The sequence below is a fragment of the Pseudomonas sp. PDM15 genome (assembly GCF_014851565.1).
Lineage (GTDB): Bacteria > Pseudomonadota > Gammaproteobacteria > Pseudomonadales > Pseudomonadaceae > Aquipseudomonas.
In genome coordinates, this window is record NZ_JACVAA010000003.1 from 390345 (window position 1) to 414205 (window position 23861).

The 23861-nt window shown below is 66.3% G+C and carries 24 protein-coding genes; 8 read left to right on the top strand and 16 right to left on the bottom strand.

From position 1 onward, the window contains the following. Positions 1–39: 39 nt before the first annotated feature. From IB232_RS09740 to IB232_RS09750, 3 genes are all read right to left on the bottom strand, one after another. On the bottom strand, positions 40–993 hold the full coding sequence (locus IB232_RS09740; protein WP_192398306.1) for a L,D-transpeptidase family protein: 954 nt from the start codon (positions 991–993) through the stop codon (positions 40–42). 74 nt (positions 994–1067) lie between these two features. Continuing rightward, positions 1068–1349: a hypothetical protein gene (locus tag IB232_RS09745; protein WP_192398307.1), complete on the bottom strand. Its 282-nt coding sequence runs from the start codon at positions 1347–1349 to the stop codon at positions 1068–1070. A 56-nt stretch (positions 1350–1405) separates the two neighbouring features. Next, a complete protein-coding gene (locus IB232_RS09750) occupies positions 1406–2011 on the bottom strand; it encodes an arylesterase (RefSeq protein ID WP_192398308.1) in 606 nt (201 codons plus the stop codon). Positions 2012–2021: 10 nt separating this feature from the next. On the opposite strand from IB232_RS09750, the gene IB232_RS09755 reads away from it, so the two are divergent. The 3 genes from IB232_RS09755 to greB are packed head-to-tail and all read left to right on the top strand — an operon-like array spanning position 2022 to position 5750. Further along, a complete protein-coding gene (locus IB232_RS09755) occupies positions 2022–2705 on the top strand; it encodes an ABC transporter ATP-binding protein (protein WP_192398309.1) in 684 nt (227 codons plus the stop codon). Beyond that, positions 2705–5197 carry an ABC transporter permease gene (locus tag IB232_RS09760; protein ID WP_192398310.1) on the top strand — a complete coding sequence of 831 codons (2493 nt, stop codon included), beginning with the start codon at positions 2705–2707 and terminating at the stop codon, positions 5195–5197. The genes IB232_RS09755 and IB232_RS09760 overlap by 1 nt, the downstream gene beginning before the upstream one ends. Before the next feature lie 40 nt (positions 5198–5237). Next, entirely contained in the window at positions 5238–5750 is a 513-nt protein-coding gene (greB, locus tag IB232_RS09765; RefSeq protein WP_192398311.1) for a transcription elongation factor GreB, read from the top strand. Here greB and IB232_RS09770 read toward each other — a convergent pair. After that, positions 5737–6048 (bottom strand): class I SAM-dependent methyltransferase, encoded by a 312-nt coding sequence (locus IB232_RS09770; RefSeq protein WP_225592230.1) that lies wholly within the window; start codon positions 6046–6048, stop codon positions 5737–5739. The two genes, greB and IB232_RS09770, sit on opposite strands and share 14 nt — an antisense overlap. A 166-nt stretch (positions 6049–6214) precedes the next feature. On the opposite strand from IB232_RS09770, the gene thpR reads away from it, so the two are divergent. The 3 genes from thpR to IB232_RS09785 all read left to right on the top strand — a co-directional run bounded on the left by thpR (position 6215) and on the right by IB232_RS09785 (position 9011). Beyond that, entirely contained in the window at positions 6215–6712 is a 498-nt protein-coding gene (thpR, locus tag IB232_RS09775) for an RNA 2',3'-cyclic phosphodiesterase (RefSeq protein WP_192398312.1), read from the top strand. A gap of 270 nt (positions 6713–6982) precedes the next feature. Next, complete coding sequence (locus IB232_RS09780; RefSeq protein ID WP_137973020.1) at positions 6983–7924, top strand: triacylglycerol lipase; 942 nt, start codon at positions 6983–6985, stop codon at positions 7922–7924. Between the two features lie 55 nt (positions 7925–7979). Then, positions 7980–9011 carry a lipase secretion chaperone gene (locus IB232_RS09785; RefSeq protein WP_318652253.1) on the top strand — a complete coding sequence of 344 codons (1032 nt, stop codon included), beginning with the start codon at positions 7980–7982 and terminating at the stop codon, positions 9009–9011. A gap of 45 nt (positions 9012–9056) precedes the next feature. Here the strand turns inward: IB232_RS09785 and IB232_RS09790 are convergent, their stop codons facing one another. Both IB232_RS09790 and IB232_RS09795 read right to left on the bottom strand, forming a co-directional pair. After that, positions 9057–9491, bottom strand: coding sequence for a DoxX family protein (locus IB232_RS09790; RefSeq protein WP_192398313.1), 435 nt, complete (start codon positions 9489–9491; stop codon positions 9057–9059). Between the two features lie 107 nt (positions 9492–9598). Continuing rightward, on the bottom strand, positions 9599–11017 hold the full coding sequence (locus IB232_RS09795) for a transglycosylase SLT domain-containing protein (protein WP_192398314.1): 1419 nt from the start codon (positions 11015–11017) through the stop codon (positions 9599–9601). A gap of 216 nt (positions 11018–11233) precedes the next feature. On the opposite strand from IB232_RS09795, the gene IB232_RS09800 reads away from it, so the two are divergent. Further along, a complete protein-coding gene (locus IB232_RS09800) occupies positions 11234–12043 on the top strand; it encodes a TatD family hydrolase (protein ID WP_192398315.1) in 810 nt (269 codons plus the stop codon). On the opposite strand, the gene IB232_RS09805 is transcribed toward IB232_RS09800, so the two are convergent. From IB232_RS09805 to IB232_RS09835, 7 genes are all read right to left on the bottom strand, one after another. After that, positions 12040–12837 carry an acyl-CoA thioesterase gene (locus tag IB232_RS09805; protein WP_192398316.1) on the bottom strand — a complete coding sequence of 266 codons (798 nt, stop codon included), beginning with the start codon at positions 12835–12837 and terminating at the stop codon, positions 12040–12042. The genes IB232_RS09800 and IB232_RS09805 overlap by 4 nt on opposite strands. Positions 12838–12932: 95 nt before the next feature. Then, a complete protein-coding gene (locus IB232_RS09810; protein ID WP_192398317.1) occupies positions 12933–13712 on the bottom strand; it encodes a CHAD domain-containing protein in 780 nt (259 codons plus the stop codon). 1 nt (position 13713) lies between these two features. Next, entirely contained in the window at positions 13714–15705 is a 1992-nt protein-coding gene (locus tag IB232_RS09815) for a DUF3488 and DUF4129 domain-containing transglutaminase family protein (RefSeq protein WP_192398318.1), read from the bottom strand. Further along, entirely contained in the window at positions 15702–16661 is a 960-nt protein-coding gene (locus IB232_RS09820) for a DUF58 domain-containing protein (RefSeq protein ID WP_192398319.1), read from the bottom strand. The genes IB232_RS09815 and IB232_RS09820 overlap by 4 nt, the downstream gene beginning before the upstream one ends. Continuing rightward, a complete protein-coding gene (locus IB232_RS09825) occupies positions 16661–17578 on the bottom strand; it encodes an AAA family ATPase (protein WP_192398320.1) in 918 nt (305 codons plus the stop codon). The genes IB232_RS09820 and IB232_RS09825 overlap by 1 nt, the downstream gene beginning before the upstream one ends. Positions 17579–17669: 91 nt before the next feature. Beyond that, positions 17670–18278 carry a flavin reductase family protein gene (locus IB232_RS09830; protein WP_192398321.1) on the bottom strand — a complete coding sequence of 203 codons (609 nt, stop codon included), beginning with the start codon at positions 18276–18278 and terminating at the stop codon, positions 17670–17672. 1 nt (position 18279) lies between these two features. Beyond that, positions 18280–18558 (bottom strand): lipoprotein, encoded by a 279-nt coding sequence (locus IB232_RS09835; RefSeq protein ID WP_137973010.1) that lies wholly within the window; start codon positions 18556–18558, stop codon positions 18280–18282. 210 nt (positions 18559–18768) lie between these two features. Here IB232_RS09835 and IB232_RS09840 point away from each other — a divergent pair, with 210 nt between their 5' ends. After that, entirely contained in the window at positions 18769–19773 is a 1005-nt protein-coding gene (locus IB232_RS09840; RefSeq protein WP_192398322.1) for a patatin-like phospholipase family protein, read from the top strand. Between the two features lie 7 nt (positions 19774–19780). On the opposite strand, the gene IB232_RS09845 is transcribed toward IB232_RS09840, so the two are convergent. The 3 genes from IB232_RS09845 to kdpC all read right to left on the bottom strand — a co-directional run bounded on the left by IB232_RS09845 (position 19781) and on the right by kdpC (position 23806). Next, entirely contained in the window at positions 19781–20476 is a 696-nt protein-coding gene (locus IB232_RS09845) for a response regulator (protein ID WP_192398323.1), read from the bottom strand. A 103-nt stretch (positions 20477–20579) separates the two neighbouring features. Beyond that, positions 20580–23234: a sensor histidine kinase gene (locus tag IB232_RS09850; protein WP_192398324.1), complete on the bottom strand. Its 2655-nt coding sequence runs from the start codon at positions 23232–23234 to the stop codon at positions 20580–20582. After that, positions 23231–23806 (bottom strand): potassium-transporting ATPase subunit KdpC, encoded by a 576-nt coding sequence (gene kdpC / locus IB232_RS09855; protein ID WP_192398325.1) that lies wholly within the window; start codon positions 23804–23806, stop codon positions 23231–23233. Before kdpC ends, IB232_RS09850 begins: the two co-directional genes overlap by 4 nt. Positions 23807–23861 lie beyond the last annotated feature (55 nt).

Below are 23861 nucleotides of genomic sequence, written 5' to 3' on the forward strand. Positions count from 1 at the left end.
CGCCGGCATCGCTGCGGGCGGGCTCTTCGAAGTCGCGACCTAGAGCTCCAGCGGAGTGGCCTCGTGATTGGCCACCGCCTCTTGAGGTATGGCGATCTCGATCGGCATGCCATCTTCCGACGCGACTACCTCACGCACCATCTCCCAGTCCAGGCGCATGCTGCCGCCCAGTGCGTCGTTCTTCAGTAGTGCATTGATCACGGCAGTGTGCTTGTCCACTACCGACGGCGCTTCGCTGTCGGTCAGCGGCGCATGGGCCTCCAGATAGACCTTGCCGCCACTGACACCGAACTTGTACGGCTCGTTGACGATGCGTACGGAAGTCCCCACCGGGGCCATCTTGGCCAGTTCCAGCACGTTGTTGTTCAGCATGCGGAAGCAGCCGTGGCTGACGCGCATGCCAATACCGAACTTCTTGTTGGAACCGTGGATCAGGTACCCCGGCGTGCCGAGAGTGAACTTGAACGGCCCCAGCGGGTTATCCGGACCTGGCGGCACGTAGGCTGGCAGCGGATCGCCATCGGCGGCGTGCTCGGCACGGATCGATGCCGGCGGCGTCCAGCCCGGATTCGGCGTCTTGGCGGTAATGGTGGTATGCGCGATTGGCGAGCCCCAACCTTCACGACCGATTCCCAGTGGGAAGGTGTGCACCACGTTCTGCCCTTTCGGGAAGTAGTACATGCGGTACTCGGCCAGGTTGATCACGATGCCTTCGCGCGGGCCCGGCGGCAGGATATAGCGGGTCGGTAGGATGATCTCGGCGCCCTCGCCCGGCAGCCAGGGATCGACTCCCGGGTTGGCCGCGACCATCTCCAGATAGCCCAGATCGCTGGAGGTGGCGATGTCGGCGAAGGTGTCCTCGTACTTGGCCTTGACCACCTGGATCTGGCCGACGATATCTTCGCCCGGGGGCGGCAGGGGCAGCTCGAGGGCGGCAGCAGGGCCGGCCACGATCAGGCTGGTGAGGGCGACGGCAGGAACGCGCGACAACATCCGTTAATCCTTGGCAAGAATGGCTGATGGAAAGACTCGGGATTGTACACCGGCCGCAAGCGGGCCGGGAGGGTTCAGGCGTCGGGCCACAGCAGCCGTTCACCGCGGCGCTGGGCCTCCAGCGCCTCGCGGCAGGTCGGACACAAGCGCTTGTCACGCAAACCGGCCTTATCCACATCGCGCATCACCGGCAGCGCCGGCAACAGACCGCCACACAGGGTGCGATCGGCGAAGCCGCCCAACTCCAGCTGCTTGGCCACCAGATGCACCTTTGCCTCGCGGCAGGCGAACAGATCGAGCTGCTCGTCGGGCACGATCAGTTGGTAGGCGTACAGGGACCAGGCGGGACGCGGCATTCAGGGCTCCGGGGCGGGGGCGCCACGATAGCCGAAAGCCAGCAACCGGGGAAGGCTCAGAGCAACGGCTCCAGCTTCGGCCAGACGTTCTTCAGCATCTGCGGCTGGGCCACTACGGCCGGGTGGATGCCGTCGGCCTGCATCATGCCCGCCACACCGCCGACGCCCTCGAGCAGAAACGGCACTAGAGGCACCTGCTTATCCGCCGCCACATCGCTGAACACCTGAGCGAAGGCCTCGGTATAGCGCTGGCCATAGTTCGGCGGCAGACGCATACCCAACAGCAGCACTTTTGCTCCCGCAGCGGTGGACACATCCACCATGCGAGCAAGATTCTGTTGCAATTGCGCGGGGGGCTGGCCACGCAGGCCATCGTTGCCGCCGAGCTCGATGATCACTAACTGCGGCTGATGTTGTGAAAGCAGCGCCGGCAGGCGCGCCAGGCCGCCTGAGCTGGTATCGCCACTGATCGACGCATTGACCACCCGGTGCGCGAAACCACCCTCCTGCAGGCGGTTCTGCAGCAGGGACACCCAGCCCTGGCGTGTATCCAGGCCCAGAGCGGCGCTGATACTATCGCCGATGACCAGTACGGTGCCGGCCAGTGCGCCCTGAGCCCACAACATCAGCGTCAGCGCACCGCTCATCCACAATGCACGCATCGGACTCTCCATGAGCGCAAGCATTCTTACTGCGCGGCACCTTAGCAAAGTGGTTCCCAGCACGGAAGGCGAGCTGGCCATCCTCCACGATCTCTCCCTCGATCTCGCCCGCGGCGACAGCCTGGCCATCGTCGGCAGCTCCGGCTCCGGCAAATCCACCCTCCTCGGCCTGCTGGCCGGCCTCGACCTGCCCAGCGCCGGCGAAGTCGAACTGGCCGGCAATGCCCTGCAGTCGCTGGATGAGGACCGCCGGGCCCGGGTCCGTGCCGAGCATGTCGGTTTCGTCTTCCAGTCCTTCCAGCTGCTGGACAACCTCAACGCCCTGGAAAACGTCATGTTGCCGCTGGAGCTGGAAGGCCGCAGCGATGCACGCCAGCGCGCCGCCTCACTGCTGGAAAGAGTCGGCCTGGGCCAGCGCTTCGGTCACTACCCGCGCCAGCTCTCCGGAGGCGAACAACAGCGTGTGGCCATCGCCCGCGCCTTCGCCGCCGAGCCGGCGATCCTGTTCGCCGACGAACCCACCGGCAACCTCGACAGCCATACCGGCGAGCGCATTAGCGACCTGCTCTTCGAACTGAACCTGGAGCGCGGCACCACCCTGGTCCTGGTCACCCATGACGAGCGTCTGGCCCACCGTTGCCGGCGCCTGATCCGCCTGGAAGCCGGCCGCCTGGTCGACAGCGTGGAGCCCTGATGTTCGCCCGCCTGTTCGTCCTCGCCTGGCGCCAGCTGTTGCGCGATGCCCGCGCCGGCGAGCTCCGCGTGCTGTTCTTCGCCCTGCTGGTGGCGGTGGCCGCCAGCACCGCCATCGGTTACTTCGGCGCCCGCCTTAACGGCGCCATGCTGCTACGCGCCACCGAGTTTCTCGGCGCAGATCTGGTCCTGAACGGCAGCGCACCCGCCGCACCCGAACAGATCGAAGACGGCCGCAAGCTGGGCCTGCAGCACGCCCAGGTGGTCGAGTTCGCCAGCGTGATTGCCGGCGAGCAGGGCATTCAGCTGGCCAGCATCAAGGCCGCCGGCAGCGGCTACCCACTTCGTGGCGAACTGAAAAGCGCCGCCGAGCCCTATGCCGCCGACCAGCCTGGAGGCGGCCCGCAGCCCGGCGAGGCCTGGGCCGAGGCACGGCTGTTCGCGGCGCTGGACCTCAAGATCGGACAGAGCATCGAAGTCGGCAGCCGGCAACTGCGCCTGACCCGCGTGCTGACCCACGAGCCCGACCGCGCTGGCGACTTCTATAGTCTCACCCCACGAGTACTGATCAACCTGGCCGACTTGGCCTCCACCGGCGTGGTCCAGCCAGGCAGCCGGGTGCGCTACCGCGACCTCTGGCGTGGCGACACCGCGATCCTGGCCAACTATCGCGCAGAGACCGAGAAGGGCCTGGCCGCCCACCAGCGCCTAGAAGACGCCCGCGACGGCAACCGGCAGATCGGTGGCGCACTGGGTCGCGCCGAGCGCTACCTGAACCTGGCCAGCCTGGCAGCCGTGTTGCTGGCCGGCGTCGCCGTGGCGCTCTCGGCAGCCCGTTTCGCCGCACGCCGCTTCGACGCCAGCGCACTGCTGCGCTGCCTGGGCCTTTCGCGCCGCGAAGCACTGAGCCTGTTCGGCCTGCAGCTAGCCATGCTCGGCCTGCTCGCTGCCTTGGCTGGCGCCCTGGTCGGCTGGGTCGGCCAGCTGGTGCTGTTCAAGCTGCTGCAGGGCTTGCTGCCTCCTGGCGTGCCGCCTGGTGGACTGTTGCCGGCGCTGGCCGGGATGGCCACCGGACTGGTGGCGCTGGCGGGCTTCGCCCTGCCGCCCCTGGCGGCACTCGGCCGCGTGCCGCCGCTGCGCGTACTGCGCCGCGATCTGCTCCCCGTGCCGCCGAGCTCCTGGCTGGTCTACGGCGCCGCGCTGTTAGCGCTGGGCATGATCATGTGGCGCCTGAGCCTGGATCTGAAGCTCACTCTGGGCCTGCTCGGCGGCGGCCTGCTTGCTACTCTGCTGCTTGGTGGTGCCCTGCTGTTCGGCCTGAACGCCCTGCGCCGCCTGCTGGCCCGCGCCTCCCTGCCTTGGCGCCTGGGCCTGGGGCAGCTGCTGCGGCATCCGCTGGCGGCGGCCGGACAATCGCTGGCCTTCGGCCTGATCCTGCTGGCCATGAGCCTGATCGCCCTACTGCGTGGTGAGCTGCTCGACACCTGGAAGGACCAGCTACCGGCCGAAGCGCCCAACCACTTCGCCCTCAATGTGCTGCCGGACCAGCGCGAGGCCTTCGCCACCCGCCTCGCCCAACTGTCGCCGCATCCCGCGCCGCTCTACCCGATAGTCGCCGGCCGCCTGACCATGATCAACGGCGAGCCGGTGCAGGGCATCGTCAGCAAGGACAGCCAGGGCGAGCGCGCCATCCAGCGCGACCTCAGCCTGACCTGGGCGGCCGAGCTGCCCGCAGGCAATGTGCTGCTGGACGGCCAGTGGTGGCAGCCCCAGCCGGAGGGCGAGCAGCCTGGTGTGTCGGTGGAGTCGGAGCTGGCGGAAAGCCTCGGTCTCAAGCTGGGTGACGCGCTCACCTTCAGTGTCGGCGGCATGGAGAAGCAGGCTCGGGTCACCAGCCTGCGCCAGGTGAAGTGGGACAGTTTCCAGCCGAACTTCTACATGATCTTCGAGCCCGATACCCTGCAGGACCTGCCCGCCACCTACCTGACCAGCTTCTACCTGCCGCCGCAGAGCGAGAAGCGTCTGGTCGAACTGTCGCGCGAGTTTCCCGCCGTCACCTTGCTGCAGGTCGAAGCGCTGCTGGAGCAACTGCGCAGCATCATGGCCCAGGTCAGCCTGGCGATTGAGTATGTGCTGCTGTTCGTCCTGGCGGCCGGCCTGACCGTGCTGTTCGCCGGCCTGCAGGCCACCCTCGATGAACGCCTGCGCCAAGGCGCCCTGCTGCGGGCTCTCGGCGCAGAGCGACGCCTGCTGCTGCGCGCCCGCCGCGCCGAGTTCGGTCTGCTCGGCGCCGGCAGCGGTCTGCTGGCCGCCGTTGGCTGCGAGCTGGCCAGTTTCCTGCTGTACCGCTATGCGTTGGAGCTGGAATGGCAGCCGCATCCGTGGTTGCTGCTGTTGCCGGTGATCGGCGCCTTGCTGGTCGGTGGCGCCGGCGTCTGGGGCACCCGGCGGGCCCTCAACGCCTCGCCGCTGACCGTGCTGCGCGAAGTCTGAGCTTGCTAGAATCGCCCGACCTCCAGACTTTGCGAACAGCATGAGCCGCTATCGACCACCCCGCACCGCAGGCACCCCGCTGATCACCCCCGAAGGCGAGGCGCGCCTGCGCGCCGAGCTGCACGAACTGTGGCACGTACGCCGGCCGCAGGTGACCCAGGCAGTCAGCGAGGCCGCCGCCCTCGGTGATCGCTCGGAGAACGCCGAGTACATCTACGGCAAGAAGATGCTGCGCGAGATCGACAGCCGTGTGCGCTTCCTCACCAAGCGCCTGGAAAACCTGAAGGTGGTGAGCACCCCGCCGGCTGACCCGAACAAGGTGTACTTCGGCGCCTGGGTGACGCTGGAGGACGAGGACGGCAACGAGTCGCGCTACCGCATCGTCGGCCCCGACGAGCTGGACCTCAAGCTGGGGCTGATCAGCATCGACTCGCCGCTGGCCCGCGCCCTGGTGGGCAAGGCGCTGGATGCCGAGGTGCGGGTACAGACGCCCGGCGGCGAGCAGGAGTTCTACATCACCGCCATCGACTATCCGGCACTCAGCGCAGGCTGATCAGGCCCTGGCGAGCGACCCGTACCAACTGGCCAATCAGCTCGTCGTTGACCGGCTGTGCCTCGACGCCGACCACCACCAGATCGAAGGCATCTGCCGGCAGACGTGCCAGATCCTGCGCGCTGGCGCCGGAGAAACGGATCAGGAAATTGCGTGCTCCGGACCACTGCTTGGGCCAGCCTTCGAGGCTCTTGAGCAGACGCGGCTGATGGCTGCCGACCAGCAGCACATGCGGGTGGCGATTGACCGCGGTACGCGGCAAGGGGGAAAAATACAGATGGGTGCGCGGGCAGCTCATGGATGCAGTCTCAGCCTCATAGTCCTGCCGGACTGCGGTGAGAGGCGACACCGGCCAGCGCTTTAGCGGTATTCGCCCAACCGGGCAGCGCCCCGCAAGTTGCTCTTAAATCGGCGCTATGAGGTGTGATCGTAAAAATGCCGCCCAAGGCTGTCAAGGTAAGCTCATGCTGCGACTGTTCTTCGCCCTGCCCTGTCCACCCGCGATTGCCGTGGAGATCGACGCCTGGCGATCGCATCTGGCCATCTCGGGCCGACCAGTTCCGAGCGCCAACCTGCACCTGACTCTGGCCTTTCTCGGCGATCTGCCCGAGCGCGCGCTGGCGCTACTGGAAGCATTGCCGCCGCGACTGCCATTGCGCGACCTGGCCTTCGACCTGCAGCTGGACCACCTCGACTGCTGGCATGGCGGCCTGCTGCACCTGGCACCCAGCCAACCGCCCGCCGGGCTGCTGGCGCTGGCCAGCGGCCTCGCGCGCTTACTCGATGAAGCCGGACTGGCCAGCGAGCCTCGCACCTACCGTCCGCATCTGACGCTGGCGCGCGATAGTTGCCTGCCAGTGCAGATCGGCTCGCCACGCTTTGCCTGGCGTGCGGAGGAGCTGGTGCTGTACCGGTCCGAGCAGGGTCGCTATCGGTCATTGGCCACATGGCCCTTGGGCTGACCCGCCACCCCAGACAGAGCTGCCGGCAGCGGTCACCCTCCCTTGGAGGGGGAGCGCCTGTTTCCCTAGGTAACAATACTTAACCGAAGCGGCGACCTTTGAGCCATGCGGCCTGTGCCGCAAACGCCCGTTTAGAGCCTTTGTTCTAAATACGCCCTTATTGGCACAGTTCATGCCCTTCAGCTCCTGCTGCAGTACCGCATCCAGGACGGAAGCGGGTGGCTGACGCAAGGACGGATCACTGCCTATCTCACCGTTCGAGAGCACCCCATGAATAATAAGAAGACTCTGCTCGCCCTCTTTGTCGGAAGCAGCCTGCTGCTGTCCGGCCAGGCCGACGCCGGCCTGTTCGGCTCCACCGGCTACACCAAGACCAAGTACCCGATCGTGCTCACCCACGGCATGCTCGGTTTCGACAGCATCCTCGGCATCGATTACTGGTACGGCATCCCGTCGTCCCTGCGTTCGGACGGTGCCAGCGTCTACATCACCGAAGTCAGCCAACTGAATACCTCCGAGCTGCGTGGCGAAGAGCTGCTCGATCAGGTGGAAGAAATCGCCGCCATCAGCGGCAAGGGCAAGGTCAATCTGGTCGGCCACAGCCATGGCGGCCCGACCATCCGCTACGTCGCCGCCATCCGTCCGGACCTGATTGCCTCGGTCACCAGTGTCGGCGCACCGCACAAGGGCTCCGACACCGCCGACTTCCTGCGTCAGATTCCGCCGGGCTCGGCCGGTGAGGCGCTGGTCGCCGGTATCGTCAACGGCCTGGGCGCACTGATCAACTTCCTCTCCGGCAGCCCCAGCACCACCCCGCAGAATGCCCTCGGCGCCCTCGAGTCGCTCAACAGCCAGGGCGCGGCGGCATTCAACGCCAAGTACCCGCAGGGCATTCCGACCAGCTCCTGCGGCGAAGGCGCCTACAAGGTCAACGGCGTCAGCTACTACTCGTGGAGCGGCACCAGCCCGCTGACCAACATCCTGGACGTCAGCGACGTTCTGATGGGCGCCAGCTCGCTGACCTTCGACGAGGCCAACGACGGCCTGGTCGGCCGCTGCAGCTCGCACCTGGGCAAAGTGATCCGCGACAACTACCGGATGAACCACCTCGACGAGGTCAACCAGACCTTCGGCCTGACCAGCCTGTTCGAGACCGACCCGGTCACCGTGTACCGCCAGCAGGCCAACCGCCTCAAGCTGGCCGGCCTCTGAGCCATCGATCGGGGCCCGCTCGGGCCCCGATGTTTTTCTCCTGCCGAGTCTCGCCGTGAACAAGCCACTGCTATTGGCCGTGCCCCTGCTGATCGGGGCGGGCGTCGCCGCTACCCTCTACTTCAATCCGCTTGATCCACAAGGCCAGCCGCCTGCGCCGCCAACGCCCGCCGAGGCTCCCGCGCCGCTGGCGCCGCCACAACCGGAGCAGGCTGCCCAACAGCCACCGGCGCTGACCGCCGGTATTACCCCGCTGCCCCCCTCCTTCGCCGGCACCCAGGTGGACGGTCAGTTCCGCGTCGACGCCAACGGCAATCTGCTGATCAGCATCGATATCCGACGCATCTTCGATTACTTCCTCAGCGCCTATGGCGAAGAGAGCATCAAGGTCAGCATCGAGCGCCTGCAGGCCTACGTGCGCAGCCAGCTCGACGAGCCGGCGGAAGGCCAGGCCCTGGCCTTGCTGGCGCAATATCTGGACTACAAACGCCAACTGATCCAACTGGAGAAGGACCTGCCGCAGATGGCCAGCCTGAACGCCATGCGCCAGCGTGAGCAGGCGGTGCAGAACCTACGCGCCAGTCTGTTTAGCTCCGAGGCGCACCAGGCCTTCTTCGCCCAGGAAGAGGCCTACAACCAGTTCACTCTGCAGCGCCTGGCAATCCGCCACGACCAATCGCTGAACGACCAGCAGAAAGCCGAGGCCATTGACCGCCTGCGTGCCGGCCTGCCGGAAGAGCTGCAGGAAATGGTGGTACCGCAGCTGCAGGCCGAACTGCGCCAGCAGACCGCCGCCCTGCAGGCCGAAGGCGCCAGCCCGGCGCAGATCCAGCAGCTGCGCCTGCAGCTGGTCGGCGCCGAAGCCACCGCACGCCTGGAGGCGCTGGACCAGCAACGCCAGCAGTGGCAACAGCGACTCAACGGCTATCGCCAGGAAAAGGCCCGCATCGAAGCCAACAGCGGGCTCAGCGAAGCGGATAGGCAGAGCGCCATCGCCAGCCTGGCAGCTGAGCGCTTCGACGAGCGCGAACGCCTGCGCCTGGAAGCCGCCGAGCAACTGGCCGAGAGTCGGGAGAAAAAGCTCTGAACGCAAAAAGGCCCGCAATGGCGGGCCTCTTTACTGGCGGTCGGATCAGCGAGCGATGGCGCGATCCAGGGACAGCTTGCCGGCGCCTTCGATGACCAGCACGGCGCTGATCAGGCCAAGGATCATGGCGTACTCGAAGCCGTTGTTGGTGATGAAGAAGCCGTTGGCCCAGTGCACGGTCACCGCGGCAACCACCATGGAGACCAGCAGGGAAACTGCCGCCGGGCGAACCAGCAGGCCGACCACCAGAGCCAGGCCGCCGAAGAACTCGGCGCTACCGGCCAGCGCGGCCATCAGGTAGCCAGGGGTGATGCCGATGCTTTCCATCCACTGGGCGACGCCTTCCAGGCCGTAGCCACCGAACCAGCCGAACAGCTTCTGCGCGCCGTGGGCGGCGAAGGTCAGGCCGGTGACGATGCGCAGCAGGGTGATGCCGTAGCCGGCGTTGGAGGACATCAGGGTGGAGATCAGCTTGTTCATGTGCCAGTTCCTTGTGGAGGAGTTGTTTGAGTTGGTGAGGCACATATTATTCGAATTTAACGATCATGAAAGCGCAAATTTGCACTTATAAGAATCAGATAATTCGATTAATTACTGCTACTGAGCTTTTGTTTCTGCGGCTCCAGCAGAAAGCGTTCCCGATCATAGGCAAGGTAGTACTTGTTAACCGCGTTGACGTAGCTGACCACCCCCATGCCCATCTGCTCCATGGCCACCCGTTCCACCTGGAAGAACCAGCGGTTGGAGTTCAACCCGCGGCGCCGCGCCTCGGCGCGCAGCCCCTGCACGCGTTGTGGCCCCATGTTGTAGGCGGCCAGGACGAAGGCCATGCGTTCGGCCTCGGCGATCTGCCGGCTGGAGAAGAACTCGCGGCGGATGCGCGCCATATAGCGGGTGGCGGCCAGCACGTTATTGTCCAGTGCCTGGATATTGCCGACGCCCACGCTGCGCGCCGCCGCCGGGGTGATTTGCATCAGCCCGGTGGCACCCGAGGCACCACGCGCCGCCGGGTTGAGGGTGGATTCCTTGTAGGCCACGGCGGCCAGCTGCAACCAATCCAGGTCCTGCTTCTCGCCGTGCTTCTGCAGCACGCTGCGTACTCGCTCCAGGCGTTGCCGGTCGCCCCGGGTCACAATTGGGTTGCGCACCTTGTAGGAGCGCCGATAGACGCGCTGGAACGCCGAATCCTGGTCGCTCGGCGCCCGGTAGCCGGCCAGAAAACGATCGACGCTGGCGCGCAGCATGGGTGACTCGCGGCGCACGAACCAGCTCATGTCGCCCTTCTCGCCCACTACCAGTTGCCGTTCGATACGCAGCCCCGGCATGACCTTCTGCCAGCGCTCGGCGATCGGCAGCTCCACTGCCGTCCAGGGATAGATGCCGGCCTGGACCATCTCCAGCACATCCTCGACGGCCAGGCTGGAGTCGGCCCACTCCACCACTATCGGCGGCCTCTTGTGCTGGGCCAGCTGCTGATTGACCTCGCGCAGGGCATCGCTGACGGCGCTGCCGACCGGCAGCGTCAGGCTGCGCCCGGACATGTCCTGCAGATGCTTGTAGTGGCGGTTACGCCGATTACCGACCACCACCAGCGGCACGTCGCTGCGGATCGCCGCGCTGGCGCTGATGCCGAGCCCCGGGTGGGCATCGAGCAGCTCGCCGGGGGCCACCAGATCGCCCTCGCCCTTCTGCAGGGCGGCGACCAGCTGATCCTTGGGCTTGGGGATGATCTTCAAACGCAGGTCACGACCATTGCGCGCATTGCGGTTGAGGTACTGACCGAAGGCACGCAGGCGCTGGTATTCGAGGCCGATGGCCTGGCCCTTGATTTCGGCGGAACTGTTGCGGCTCTGGTTGACTAGCACACGCAGCTCACCACTCTTGCGGATCTCAGCGAGGTCGCGCTGGCTACCCGCGTGCGGCAGGTTGCCCCCGAGGCCGCTCAGACGAGCATGGGCCGGGACAATTGCCAGGCAGCAGAGCAGGAACAGCAACGCTCGCGTCATCGGGCCTCAGGGTGAAACCGGGTCAAAGCTTGGCCCAGCCGGGCGACAGATGGTTCCGCCGCGAGGGCCGCGGAGGTTGGCACAGCGGCTTTCAATCCGCCAGTCCGAGCTGGTAATAAACATTAACAAGCATACATAACCACCTGTAATTACTTGCTTTATTACGGGAAGCAAGGCTCTGGTATGCTGCCCCGCTCGGCTTGTGAGGGTAGCACCATGCAACTCATCGACATCGGCGTCAATCTGACCCACCCCAGCCTCGCTCGGGAGCGTGACGCGGTACTCGCTCGCGCCCGCGCAGCCGGCGTTTGCCAATTGGTGCTGACCGGCACCAGCCTGGAGGAAAGCGAACAGGCGCTGAATTTCTGCCGGGAGCTGGATGAAAGCGGCCTGCAGCTGTTCAGTACGGCAGGTGTGCACCCCCACGATGCCAGCCAATGGAACGCCGACAGCGCGCGCCACCTGCGCGCCCTGCTGATAGAGGCGCCAGTGCGTGCCGTGGGCGAATGCGGGCTGGACTTCAACCGTGATTTCTCACCACGGCCGCAGCAAGAAAAAGCCCTGGAGGAACAGCTGGCGCTAGCGGCGGAGTTGCAGATGCCGGTATTCCTGCATGAGCGCGAGGCCGGCGAGCGCCTCATCACCATCCTCCGCCAATTCCGCGACCGCCTGCCCGCTGCGGTGGTGCACTGTTTCACCGGCGAGAAGGCGACGCTGTACAGCTACCTGGATCTGGACCTGCACGTCGGCATCACCGGCTGGATCTGCGACGAGCGCCGCGGCACCCACCTGCACCCGCTGATGCGCGACATTCCGGCCGGACGCCTGATGCTGGAAAGCGATGCGCCCTATCTGCTGCCACGCAGCCTGCGGCCCAAGCCGAAGAGCGGGCACAACGAGCCGGCCTTCCTCACCGAGGTACTGCGCGAGGTGGCCCTGCACCGCGGCGAGAGCCAGGAGGCCCTGGCAGCGCACAGCACAGCCGCGGCCAGAGCCTTCTTCGGGCTACCGCAGATCGAGGCTTAGTCGAATACCGTGGTGGTCTGCCGGCTCAGGGCCAGCAGCTGGCCATCGGGCGTCCACAGGCGCGCGGCGATGTGGCCGTAGCCATCGAGGGCGTGTTCGATCTCGGCCCGGTACAGGCACCAGTTATGGGTGGTAAGGCTGGGGATGGGGTGCACGAACTCGATGGTCCAGGTCAGCGAGCTGCCGGGGACTGGCGTACTCAGGTGCGACAGCACCGCCGGCGGCCAGGCATCCACCAGCGCCAGCAGGTGGGCCTCGGTGACCTTGTCGTGGCTCACGTCGCTGCGCAGGCGCACCCAGCCCCCCATATGGCGCGACGGATTGTTGGTGAAGGGCATGCCGCCCTCGCCCCAGCGCATGGCCAGGAAGCGGGTGAACTCCGGGGTGACGCCGGCCAGATACGGCAGCTCCGGGCATTCTTCCACCGCCTTCATGGCTGGCGCCGCCTCGGCTTCCACATGCACGGCAGAGGCACGCGAAGCGCCGAAGCTGCCCTGGGCCATGGCCACCACTGCGCCATTCTGTACCGCGCGCCCTACCACCTGACTGACCGACTTGCCCTCACGCAGCACTTCCACCTCGAACGCCACCGGCTCGCCCATCAGCATGGGGCCGACGAAGGTGATGGACAGCGAGCGCACCGGGCGCCCGGCCGGTACCTTGAGGCGCATCGCCTCGTAGACCATGGCCGCCACCAGGCCGCCGAAGGTGGCGCGGCCCTGCCCCCACAGGCCGGGAACGACGACGTGCTGCGGATGGGTATGCACCGCGTGGATCAGTTCAGCGAAGGTCATGCGCAATCTCCTTTCATACAGACTGAAGCTTAGAGAAAAGCGCGCCGCCGCGGGAGGGACTGAGCGGCCAATTCAGCGGCGATATTGCCGGCCATTCAGCTCTGCGCCGGGGCTTCCGGGAAATGCTCCAGCAACGCCTGCAAAGCCAGATCGGCGACAGCCTCGGCCTGCTGCAGGCGTTCGCGCCAGACTTCGGCGCAGGGCGCCAGGTCCGGTTCGGTATGCAGGCGCTGCAACCATTGCCAGTGATCGTGCCAGTCGCCAAGGGCGCTCTGCGCGTAACGCAACGCCCTGAGCGCCGCGGAAGGCAGATCCGCATGTTGCGGCCATGCCTCGTTGCAATACCGCAGGCGCTTGATCAGCAGGCGCAGACGGTGCCGGTCATGCGCGGGGTCGCGCAATGCCTCGGCCAGTTGCCGGCCCTGCTTGCGCATGTACTTGGCCACCGCCTTGCCCCGAGCCTGCCACTCGCCTAGGCGCAGCGCCTGGCGCTGATCCTCGGACCAGTCGTCGAGCAGGATCAGCAGACGCTTTAACGGCAGACCCTCCAGCAGGCGGACATAGCTTTGCGCCAGATGGGCTCGCCGTCGCCGGGCAGCTAGCGGCAGGCTTTGTTTCTCCAGCTCGTTAGCCAGCACCTCCAGATCGCGCAACGGGCCACTGGCATCGCCCAAGGTTCCGGCGACCTGTTCCAAGGCTGCGCACAGTTTCTCGCTGCGTAATGGTCGCAACAGGCTGCGCAAGCGGCGCAGGGCGATGCGCAGATCGTGCAGGGCCTCGTCGTCGCTATCAGCCTGCAACCCAGACACGCAGGCATAGATACGGATATGCAGGACAATGACCTGCCGCGCCAGCTCACGCTGGAAGCCGGCCATGTCAGTGCTGCCCTCGCAGCGGGCGCCAGGGCAACTCGCGACGCAGACGGCGTAGCAAAGCCTTCAGTTGATCCGTCGACTGCGGCTGTCCCGCATAGCGCTGAGCCTCGAAGGCTTGGGCAAAGGCGGAAATCGCCCGCGCCTGCAACGGCATCAGCCCTGCCGCCCGTGCAGCAAAAGCGTGCACACCCTCTCCCTTGTCGCGACGCACACCGTGCCTCAACAGCAAGGCCTCATAGCGCTGCAACAGCCGCTGCTGCGGATCACGCTCGCGCTGCCAGGGCTTGAACAGCCAAAGCGCCAGCAGGCCAAGCAGCATGCCGCCGCCACCGACCAGCGCTATTGCCAGGCAACTCCAGTCGAGAGTGCCAAACCAGCGCTGCAGCAACCTGAGCTGTTGCTCTGTCTTATAACCCAGCACCCAGCGCTGCCAGTTGTAGTTGATGCTATCCCAACCCAAGCGCAGCTCATTGAGCCAGGCGATATCGCGATAATGCAGCGGCGAAAACGGAGAGTCCTCAAGGAATGCTTCGTCGTCGGACAACGCTTCATCCGCACCTAGCTCGATACGCTCCGGTGCCACCTGGAACGTGGGATCAACGGTGACCCAGCCCCTTCCTTCTTGCCAGTACTCCACCCAGGCATGGGCATCCAGTTGGCGTACTGACAGGTAGTTGCCGGCAGCATTCAATTCGCCGCCCTGATAACCCGCTACTACCCGTGCCGGGATACCAGCAGCACGTAAAACGAAGACCATGGCCCCGGCGTAGTGGGCACAGAAACCCTTGCGCGTCCGGAAGAGGAACTCGTCGATACTGTCGAAGCCAACCGGCGGAGGTTTCAACGTGTAGCCGTAGGGCTCGCGATTGAAGTGCCGCAGCACTGCCGCGACCAGGCTTTGGCTATCGGCATGTTCGCCTCTGAGCTGCTGCGCCCATTCACGGCTAAGCGGGTCCCCCTCTCTTGGCAACTGTAGGGTCCTCTTCGCCGCGGCAGCAGGCAGTTCGGGCTGACGCACGGCCTGAGGCCAGGATTGCACTTGGTAGAGCAGGTTCTGGAATACCGGACGATCACTTTCCAAATGGAAGTCGGCCATCTGCCGGGCTCCCGGCAATGTGGTCATACCCGTATCCAGAGCAAACAACCAAGACTGGCCACTTGGCTGCATCACAATGCTGTAGCTGATTGGCTCGCCCTGCTTTTGCCATTTCGGTGGTTCTGGTTGCCTGGCGGCCAGCGATTGCGACCAGCGGCGCCCATCGAATTGCTCGAGCGTAAGCGCACGCCAATAGAGTGCCACTCGTGGCGGAACCTCGCCCTCGAAGCTAGCGCGAAATGCGAGGGCCGAGGAACGACTGAGCTCCGCCACATCCGCAGGGGCCATGCTGTCGGACAGGCCGGTCAGCCCCTTCTGCATATTAGGCAGGCTCCACAGCGGCCCTAGGCGCGGGAAGAACAGGAACAACAGCAACATCAAGGGCACTGCCTGCAGCATCATCGATACCGCCAGCTTGAGGGTGGCCGCCGGACGCTCGGCCAGGCCGCTCTGCTGCATACCGATCAGCGCCGCCAACAGCGCCGTGACCGGCAGCAGGCTGTAAAGCGCCGACAGCAGGCCATCGTCGAACAGATAGCTGGTGACCACCACGAAGAAGCCAAGGAAGATCAGTAGCAGGGCGTCGCGCCGGCTACGCAGCTCCACTAGCTTGAGGATGAACGCAGCCACCAGTAGCAGCACACCACCATCCAGACCGATCAGGCTGCCGCTGGAGAAGAACACCGCAGCCGCCGTGGCGATCATCAACCCTGCGCGCTCTAGCCCCGAGGGGAAGCGCGCACGCATGCGGAACACCTGCACCCGCCAACCAGCGCAGGCCAGCCATAGACCGATGATCCACAGCGGCAGATGCAGCAAATGCGGCAGTATCACCAGCACCTGGGCCACCAGCAGCCAGGTCAGGGCGATACGTGGAATCGGTTGAATCGCATTCATGGCTGCTCACCATAAAGCGCCAGGGCCCGTAGGCAGGCTTCGCGATGGGGCTCACCAAAGTCTGGCGCCAGCTCCACACCCGGCAGGCGCAAGCCATAGGGCTGCTGGCGGTCATCCAGCTGCAGGACCCAGTAGCAAAGTCGCGATAGGCGCTCCTCGGCCTCGCCACCTAGGGCTTGGAAATCCAGCCACAGATCGCGCCCAGCTAGTGCGGCGAAGTCCTTGACCAACAGGCCCTGGCCCCGCGAGAAAGCCTTCCAGTGCAGACGGCGTTTCGAGTCACCCGGCTGGTAGCTGCGCAGCCCCTGATAGTCATCCGCGCCCTGCCCCGCGGCCTTGCGACCCTCATCTTCCTCATCAGCGCCACCACCGATGGCCAAGGGCAGATCGCCTTCCAGAGGGCGCGGATAGACCAGCACCGCCTGATCCAGATCGACCCAGCTCCAGGCCACCAGGATGCCGAGGGGAAAATGGCTCTCCACCCGCATGCGCTCCGGGCGCAACCAGCCACGACGTATCGCTGGCAAGCTCAGCTCGCACTCGCGCTGACCATTGGCCGGGACATCCATGATCTGCAATGGCTGCGGCGGCCAGCCAAGGCCAACGGCCTGGTGGGCGTGGCCATCGCTTTCCAGGCGCACCTTGAAACGCGCTTGCTCGCCGGCGAATACCGCCCCGCTGGCACCGGCCTTAAGAATCAGGCCGGCAAAGTTACGATAGGTATGCAGGATGGCGACCACGAATACGGCCGCCAGCAGGAAGGTCAGACCATAGGCCAGACTGTTCTCATAGTTGATGCCGGCCAACAACATCAGCACCAGAGCGAGCGAAAACGCGGCCCCCACTCGATCGGGCATGATGAAAATGCGCCGCTGGTTGAGCTGCACCTGCGACGCCGCCGGAATGCGCCGTACCACCCAGCGCCGCCAGCGGGCCTTAAGCGAAATCGGCTGCATCACACCGCCGAAACTTCGCGCAGCAGCCACTGAACTAGCGCACCGCCGCCGTGTCCCGCGGGGTCGGCGCGCTCGCGCAGACGGTGGCCGACCACCGCCGGCAGCACAGCCTGCACATCTTCGGGAATCACGTACTCACGATTGGCCAGGAAGGCCCAGGCACGCGCCGCCGCCAGCAGTGCCAGGCTGGCCCGTGGCGACAGGCCCCAGGCGAACTGCGGCTCGCTGCGGGTGGCCTCGACCAGGCGCAGCACGTAGTCGACCAGGGCATCGCTGGCGCGCACCTGAGGAATCAAGGCCTGGATCGCCGCCAGCTCGCTATGGTCGAGCAAGGGTTCCAGCTTCGGCAGCAGCTCGCGCCGTGCCTCGCCCAGCAGCAGGGCCTTTTCCGCCGCCTTGGCCGGATAGCCCAGCGACAGGCGCATGAGGAAACGGTCCAGCTGCGACTCCGGCAAGGCGAAGGTGCCGCCGGAGCTGACCGGGTTCTGCGTGGCAATGACGAAGAACGGCTCCGGCAGCGGCCGAGTCGCACCCTCGATGGTCACCTGGCCCTCCTCCATCGCCTCCAGCAGCGCGCTCTGGCTCTTCGGCGTGGCACGGTTGATCTCATCGGCCAGCACCAGTTCGGCGAAGATCGGTCCGGGGTGGAAGACGAACTGCCCGCTGTCCTTGTCGAACACCGAAGTGCCGAGGATGTCGCCGGGCAGCAGGTCGGAGGTGAACTGGATGCGCTGGAAGCTCAATCCCAGCACCCGTGCCAGAGCCTGGCTGAGGGTGGTCTTGCCCATGCCAGGCAGGTCTTCGATCAGCAAGTGTCCACGGGCCAGCAGGCAGGTCAGCGCCAGGCGCACCTGCGGTTCCTTGCCCAGCAGCACCTGATTCACCTCATGCAGCACCGCATCCAGTTTCGTCCGCATCGTTCGCTCCTGTTCGATCCGTCGATGCTACTGGTCAACACGGACCGGGCAAAGCACCGCGAAACAGTTGCTCATGAAACTGTGCGGCGAGTCAGGCCGGGCGCTGCAGATGGAATATGTCGCGAGTGTGGGTATAGCCGCTGCCGGCGAGGCGGCCGACCAGGTCGAGCCTGGCGGGATCAATACGCCCGTTGGTATCCAGTACTCCGTCGTCGATATGGGCCAGCAGCACCTCGGCGAAGATCAGGTGACAGCTCGGCGCCTGCCGTGGATAGGGCTGGATCTCCGCCACCCGGCACTCGAAGGCCACCGGTGCACCCAGCACCCTAGGCGGAGCAACCCGCTGCGACGGCTGGGTAGCGATATCGCAGTGCAGGAACTCGCTCTGCCCAGGCGCCAGGCTGGCCGATGAGGCGTTCATCGCTTCGGCCTGGGCCATACCGACCAGATGAATCACCAGCTCGCCGGTTTCCTGGGCATTGCGCAGGGTGTCCTTGAGGCTACCGTCGACACGGCTGCCGACATTGACCATCAGGGTCGGCGGCTCGTCGCTGATCACCTGGAAGAAGCTGAATGGCGCCAGGTTGTCGACGCCCTCCCGCGAGCGAGTGGAAACCCAGGCGATCGGCCGCGGGGTGACGGTGGAGGCCAGCCAGCGATAGGCCTCCAGCGGAGTCAGCGCGGTGAAGTCCAGCTGCATCTCAGCGCCCGGCGCGCGATTCGCGGATATAGAAGCGCGCCTTCTCGGCATTCTTGGTGCAACTCTCGTAGCCCTCGAACTGCTGCGAGGTCTTGGCCCCGGTCAGCAGCGTCAGTGCCTTGGAGTAGCTGACCGTGCCGGCAAAACCTTCGGCCTTGGCCAGGTCCAGTTCGCGCCAGGCGGCGTTCGATTGGCTGGCGCAGCTGTCGCGGTAGGCGGTCTTGGCCGCGCAACCGGTCAGGGCCAGCAGCAACGAGGCGATGAGGATGGTCTTTTGCATGATGTTCTCCCGAATGCTGAAACCGGCTTGGACGTCAGCGCAACGGCAAAGTGCCCTGTCACAAGGAGTCTGGATTCTAGTGCGGACGCGCGAAAATAGCCGTTCAATTCTGTCCCTGCACATGACTCCTGCACGACCAGTTCAACAAAAGCCAGCTTGGCGCCACCGCTTTGGGCGGGTATGTTCGCGGCATTGGTGGGGAGATCGGCAATGAGCAAGAGAGTGGCCCTGGTACTGGGCTCCGGTGGCGCACGGGGTTATGCGCATATCGGCGTGATCGAGGAACTGGAAGCCCGCGGCTACGAGATCGGCTGTATCGCCGGCTGCTCCATGGGCGCGGTGATCGGTGGCATCTACGCCGCCGGCAAGCTGAGCGAATACCGCGAGTGGACGGAGAGCCTGGACTACCTGGACGTGCTGCGCCTGCTCGACGTCAGCTTCCGCCTCGGTGCCATCCGCGGCGAGAAGGTATTCGGCAAGATCCACGAGATAGTCGGCGAGATCGACATCGAACAACTGGCCATTCCCTACACGGCCGTCGCCACCGACCTCACCAACCAGCAGGAAATCTGGTTCCAGGAAGGCTGCCTGCACAAGGCCATGCGTGCCTCGGCGGCCATCCCCAGCCTGTTCACCCCGGTCATCCAGGGCTCGCGCATGCTGGTCGACGGCGGCCTGCTCAACCCGTTGCCGATCGTGCCGGTGGTCTCCAGCCACTGCGACCTGATCGTTGCGGTAAACCTCAACGCCCTGAACCAGAAGCAGTACAGCCTGCCGGTGATCGAGCGGCCGGCGGCGATCAAGGGCAAGATCGACCAGCTGATGGGCTCGATCAGCGCGAAGCTGCCGTTCCTGCGGCGCGACGACGAGGACGAAGACGAACTGCAGGCCGAGCCCGCGGTGCCCAACCCCTGGCTGGACGACAGTCGCGTGCCCAAGGCCACGGAGGAAGCCGCCCCCAAGTCGGCCAGCGACTCCCGGGTGCTCGGCAATGTCGGCCCGGCCTCGTTGCTGGAGCTAGTCAACCAGAGCTTCGAGACGATGCAGACCTCGCTGGCCCAGTACAAGATCGCCGGCTATCCGCCGGACATCCTGATCAACGTGCCCAAGCGGGTCTGCCGGTTCTTCGAGTTCCACAAGGCACCGGAGCTGATCCAGCTCGGCCGGCAGATCGCCAGCGACACCCTGGACAAGTACGAGCGCGACCACGCGTGACGCGTGGTCACTGCAACTCGAGCAGGCGGTAGCCGACCCCCGCCTCGGTGACGATGAAGCGCGGCGCCGCCGGATCATCGCCGAGCTTCTGCCGCAGATGGCCGACCACCACGCGCAGGTAGTGGCTGTCCTCGACATGGGTCGGCCCCCAGATGTCCTTGAGCAGCTGTTGCTGGGTCACCACCCGCCCCAGATGCCGCGCGAGCATTGCCAGCACCGCGTACTCCTTGCGCGTCAGCGCCACCTCGACGCCCTCCAGCGTCACCCGCCGATAGGCGAAATCCACCTGCAACGGGCCGCTCTGCGCCGAGGCTTCCTGGGGTTCGCCGCCATTGCCCTGGCGCAGCAGCGCGCGCACCCGGGCGAGGAATTCCTGGATGCCGAAGGGTTTGGTCACGTAGTCGTTGGCGCCACTGTCCAACGCTTTGACCTTCTCCCCCTCACTGGCGCGGACCGAGAGCACCAGTACCGGCACCTGCGACCACTCGCGCAGTTCACTCAGCATCTGCTGGCCGTCCATGTCCGGCAGGCCGAGGTCGAGCACCACCAGGTCCGGGCGTTCCAGCGCGGCCTGGGCCAGGCCATCGCCGCCATTGCCGGCTTCCAGCACTCGATAGCCGTGGGCGCTGAGGCTGATGCGCAGGAATTTGCGGATCTGAGGTTCGTCGTCGATAACCAGGATGGTCGAGAGATTAGTGCTCATGGTCTTGGCTCGTCATTGCAAGGAGACTTGCCCCGGACTGAAGTCCGGGCTACCGAGCCCGTGCCACGTCGTAGCCCGGACTTCAGTCCGGGGTGAACTCGGCTCATACCTCTCCCTCCGCCTGCGGTTGCGCATGCAACGGCAGGTGCAGGGTCAGGGTCGCGCCGCGCCCATCAAGCCCCTCGCCCACCGTCACCTTGCCGCCATGGGCGCCGACCATGCCCTGGCAGATCGCCAGGCCCAGCCCGGTGCCCTGGCCGCCACGGTCGCCACGCGCCGCCGTGTAGAACATGTCGAAGATCTTCTCCCGCTCGGCCTGCGGAATACCGGGGCCCTGGTCGCTTACGGCGAAGCGTAGCTCGGCCTCGTCGCTGGCGATGCTCACCCGCAGGCGGCCCTGGGCCGGCGAGAAACGCGCGGCGTTTTCCAGCACGTTGACCAGCGCCTGTTCGATCAGCGCTGCGTGCACATAGAGCAGCGGCAGCTCGGCCGGCACCTGCAGTTCCACCTGCAGCGGCGCCAGCACCGGGCGCAAGCGCTGCACAGCGCTGGCGACTATGTCCGCCGGCGCCACCCAATCACGGGCCAGCTTGAGGCCGCCGTGGCCCAGGCGGGTCATATCGAGTAGGTTCTGGATATAGCGATCCAGGCGCTCGGCCTCGTCGCGCGTGCCTTCCAGCAACTCACGGCGGTCGGCCAGGGGAATCTGCTCGCCGAGGGCCAGCAGGCTGTCGATGGAGCCGCGCATGGCGGTCAGCGGCGTGCGCAGGTCGTGGGACACCGACGCCAGCAGCGCGCTGCGCAGCTCCTCGGTCTGGCCGTGCAGGCGCGCCGCCTCCAGGTCCGCCGCCAACTGGGCACGCTCCAGGGCCTGGGCAAGCGGCTGACCGAGCGCGGCGATTAGGCGGCGTTGCTCGGGACTTAGCGGCCGCTCGTTCTTCGGCGCCACGCCGAGCATCGCCAGCGGCCCCTCCTCGCCGGCCAGCGGCCACCACCACCAGCGCCCGCCCGGCAAGGTGTCGGTACCGAGCCCGGACGGCTGCAACTGCAGCCAGGACCAGTCGGCGGCGGCACGTTCCTGCTCGGTGAGCAGGCGCTGTACGCCGGCCTCGACCTTCCACACGCCGTCGCGATCACGCGACTGCAGGCTGATCTCGACGTCCTGCCACAGGCCGAGCTGCTGGGTGGCGGCGGAGAACACCGCCTGACGGTCGGTGGCTACGGTGAGCTTGCGCGACAGCTCGAGCAGCGCCGTGGTCTCCGCCTGGGTCTGGCGCAGGGCCTGCAGCTGACGACGCTGACGGCTGGCCAGGTTGCCGGTCAGCCCAGCCATCAGCAGGAAGAACAGCAGGGTCAGCACGTCCTGCTGGCGAGCGATCTTCAGCGACAACAGCGGCTCGATAAATAGCAGGTTGTAGGCCAGGAACGACAGGCCGGCGCACAGTAGCGCCGGGCCCAGGGAACTGCGCACCGCCACCACCAGCACGGCGGCGAGGAAGACCAGCGAGATATTCGGCAACTGGATGAAGTGCGCCAGGCCCAGGGCGGTACTGCTGGCCACGGCGGTGGCCAGCGCTGCCAGCAGATAGTCGCGCCAGGCCAGCGGTGCCCGTGCCCTTGGCCGCGCCGGAGCCAGCTCGGCCTCGGTGTCCAGCACGCTGATCTCCAGGCCCTTGCCGGCGGCCAGCAGGCGCTCGGCCAGACCTCGACCGACATGCCAGCGACGACGCAGGCGCTGGCGGCTGCGACCGACCAGGATCAGGCTGGCGCGGCGTTCGCGGGCATGGGCGATCAATGTGCTGGCGACCTCGCCGGCGCGCAGGTTCACCACCTCGCCGCCGAGGCGCTCGGCCAGCTGCTGCGCAGCCTGCAGATTGCCCAGGCGCTCCTCGTCACGCGGTCCACCGGTATCCACGTGCACCACCGACCAGGGCAAATGGCGCCGTTCGGCCACCCGGCTGGCGTGGCGCACCAGGCGCTCGGCCTGGCCGTCACCGTCGATGCCGACCAGCAGGCGACCGCGCACGGTCGGTGCCTCCTGGCCCTGCTGGCGATAGCGGCGATTGAGGTCAGCATCCACCCGCGCAGCGGCGGTGTGCATGGCCAGTTCGCGCAATGCGGTGAGGTTGGTCTGCGAGAAGAACGCGTCGATGGCCGCCCGGGCCTGTTCGGGCACATAGACCTTGCCCTCGCGCAGGCGCTCGAGCAGCTCGCGTGGCGGCAGGTCGATCAGCAGGATCTCGTCGGCCTCCTGCAGCACCCAGTCCGGCAGGGTCTCGCGCACCTGTACGCCGGTGATGTCGCGCACCTGGTCATTGAGCGCCTCAAGGTGCTGCACGTTGACCGTGGTGTACACGTCGATGCCGGCGCCGAGCAGCTCCTGCACGTCCTGCCAGCGCTTGGCGTGGCGGCTGCCGGGGGCGTTGCTGTGGGCCAGCTCGTCCACCAATACCAGCTGTGGCGGCTTGGCCAGGAGGCCATCGAGGTCCATTTCCTGCAGCGGCCGCTCGCGGTATTCCACACGCTTGAGTGGCTGCTGCGGCAGGCCGGCGAGCATCGCCTCGGTCTCCGCCCGGCCGTGGGTCTCGACCACACCCACACGCAGGTCGATGCCCTGGCGCAATTGCGCCTGGGCCGCCTGCAGCATGGCGTAGGTCTTGCCTACGCCAGGCGCCGCACCGAGGAAGACCTTCAGCCGGCCGCGGCCCTCGCGGGGCATCTCGGCCAGCAATGCATCGGCGCGTAGCGCATCACTCATGGGCTGTTCTCGTTCACGGCGAAGGCGCGATTGTCCGCCAGCGCCAGGTTCAGCGCCAGCACGTTGACCACGTCAGGGCCGATTGCAGAGCGCTCGGTGTGTTGTTCGATCAGCCGTTCCAGGCTGGCACTCGGCAAATGCCGGGCGGCGGCGATGCGCGCCACCTGCCAACGCGCGGCGGCCGGCGACAGGTGCGGGTCGAGACCGCTGGCCGACGTAGTGACCAGCTCCAGCGGCACCGGCGCACTGCCCTCGCCGAGCAGGCGCTGGACATCCTTGGCGATGCGTTCGGCCAGCGCCGGGTTGCTCTGCGCCAGGTTGCTGGCGCCGCTGGCCACGGTGGCAAATCCGGCGGCCGAGGGACGTGGCTGGAACCACTCGGCTCCTTCGAAGTTTTGTGCCAGCAGCGTACTGCCCCGCACCTCGCGCCGGGCGTCGCGCACCAGGCTGCCATTGGCCTCTTCGGGGAAGGCCAGCTGAGCGATGCCGGTGATGGTCAGCGGATAGATCACCCCGGTGATCAGGGTCATGAACGCCAGCACGCCGAGGGCTGGGCGGAGTTGTTTGAGCATGATGCCTCTCCAAACTTGTGTAGCCCGGATGAAATCCGGGGCGACATTCCCGGAT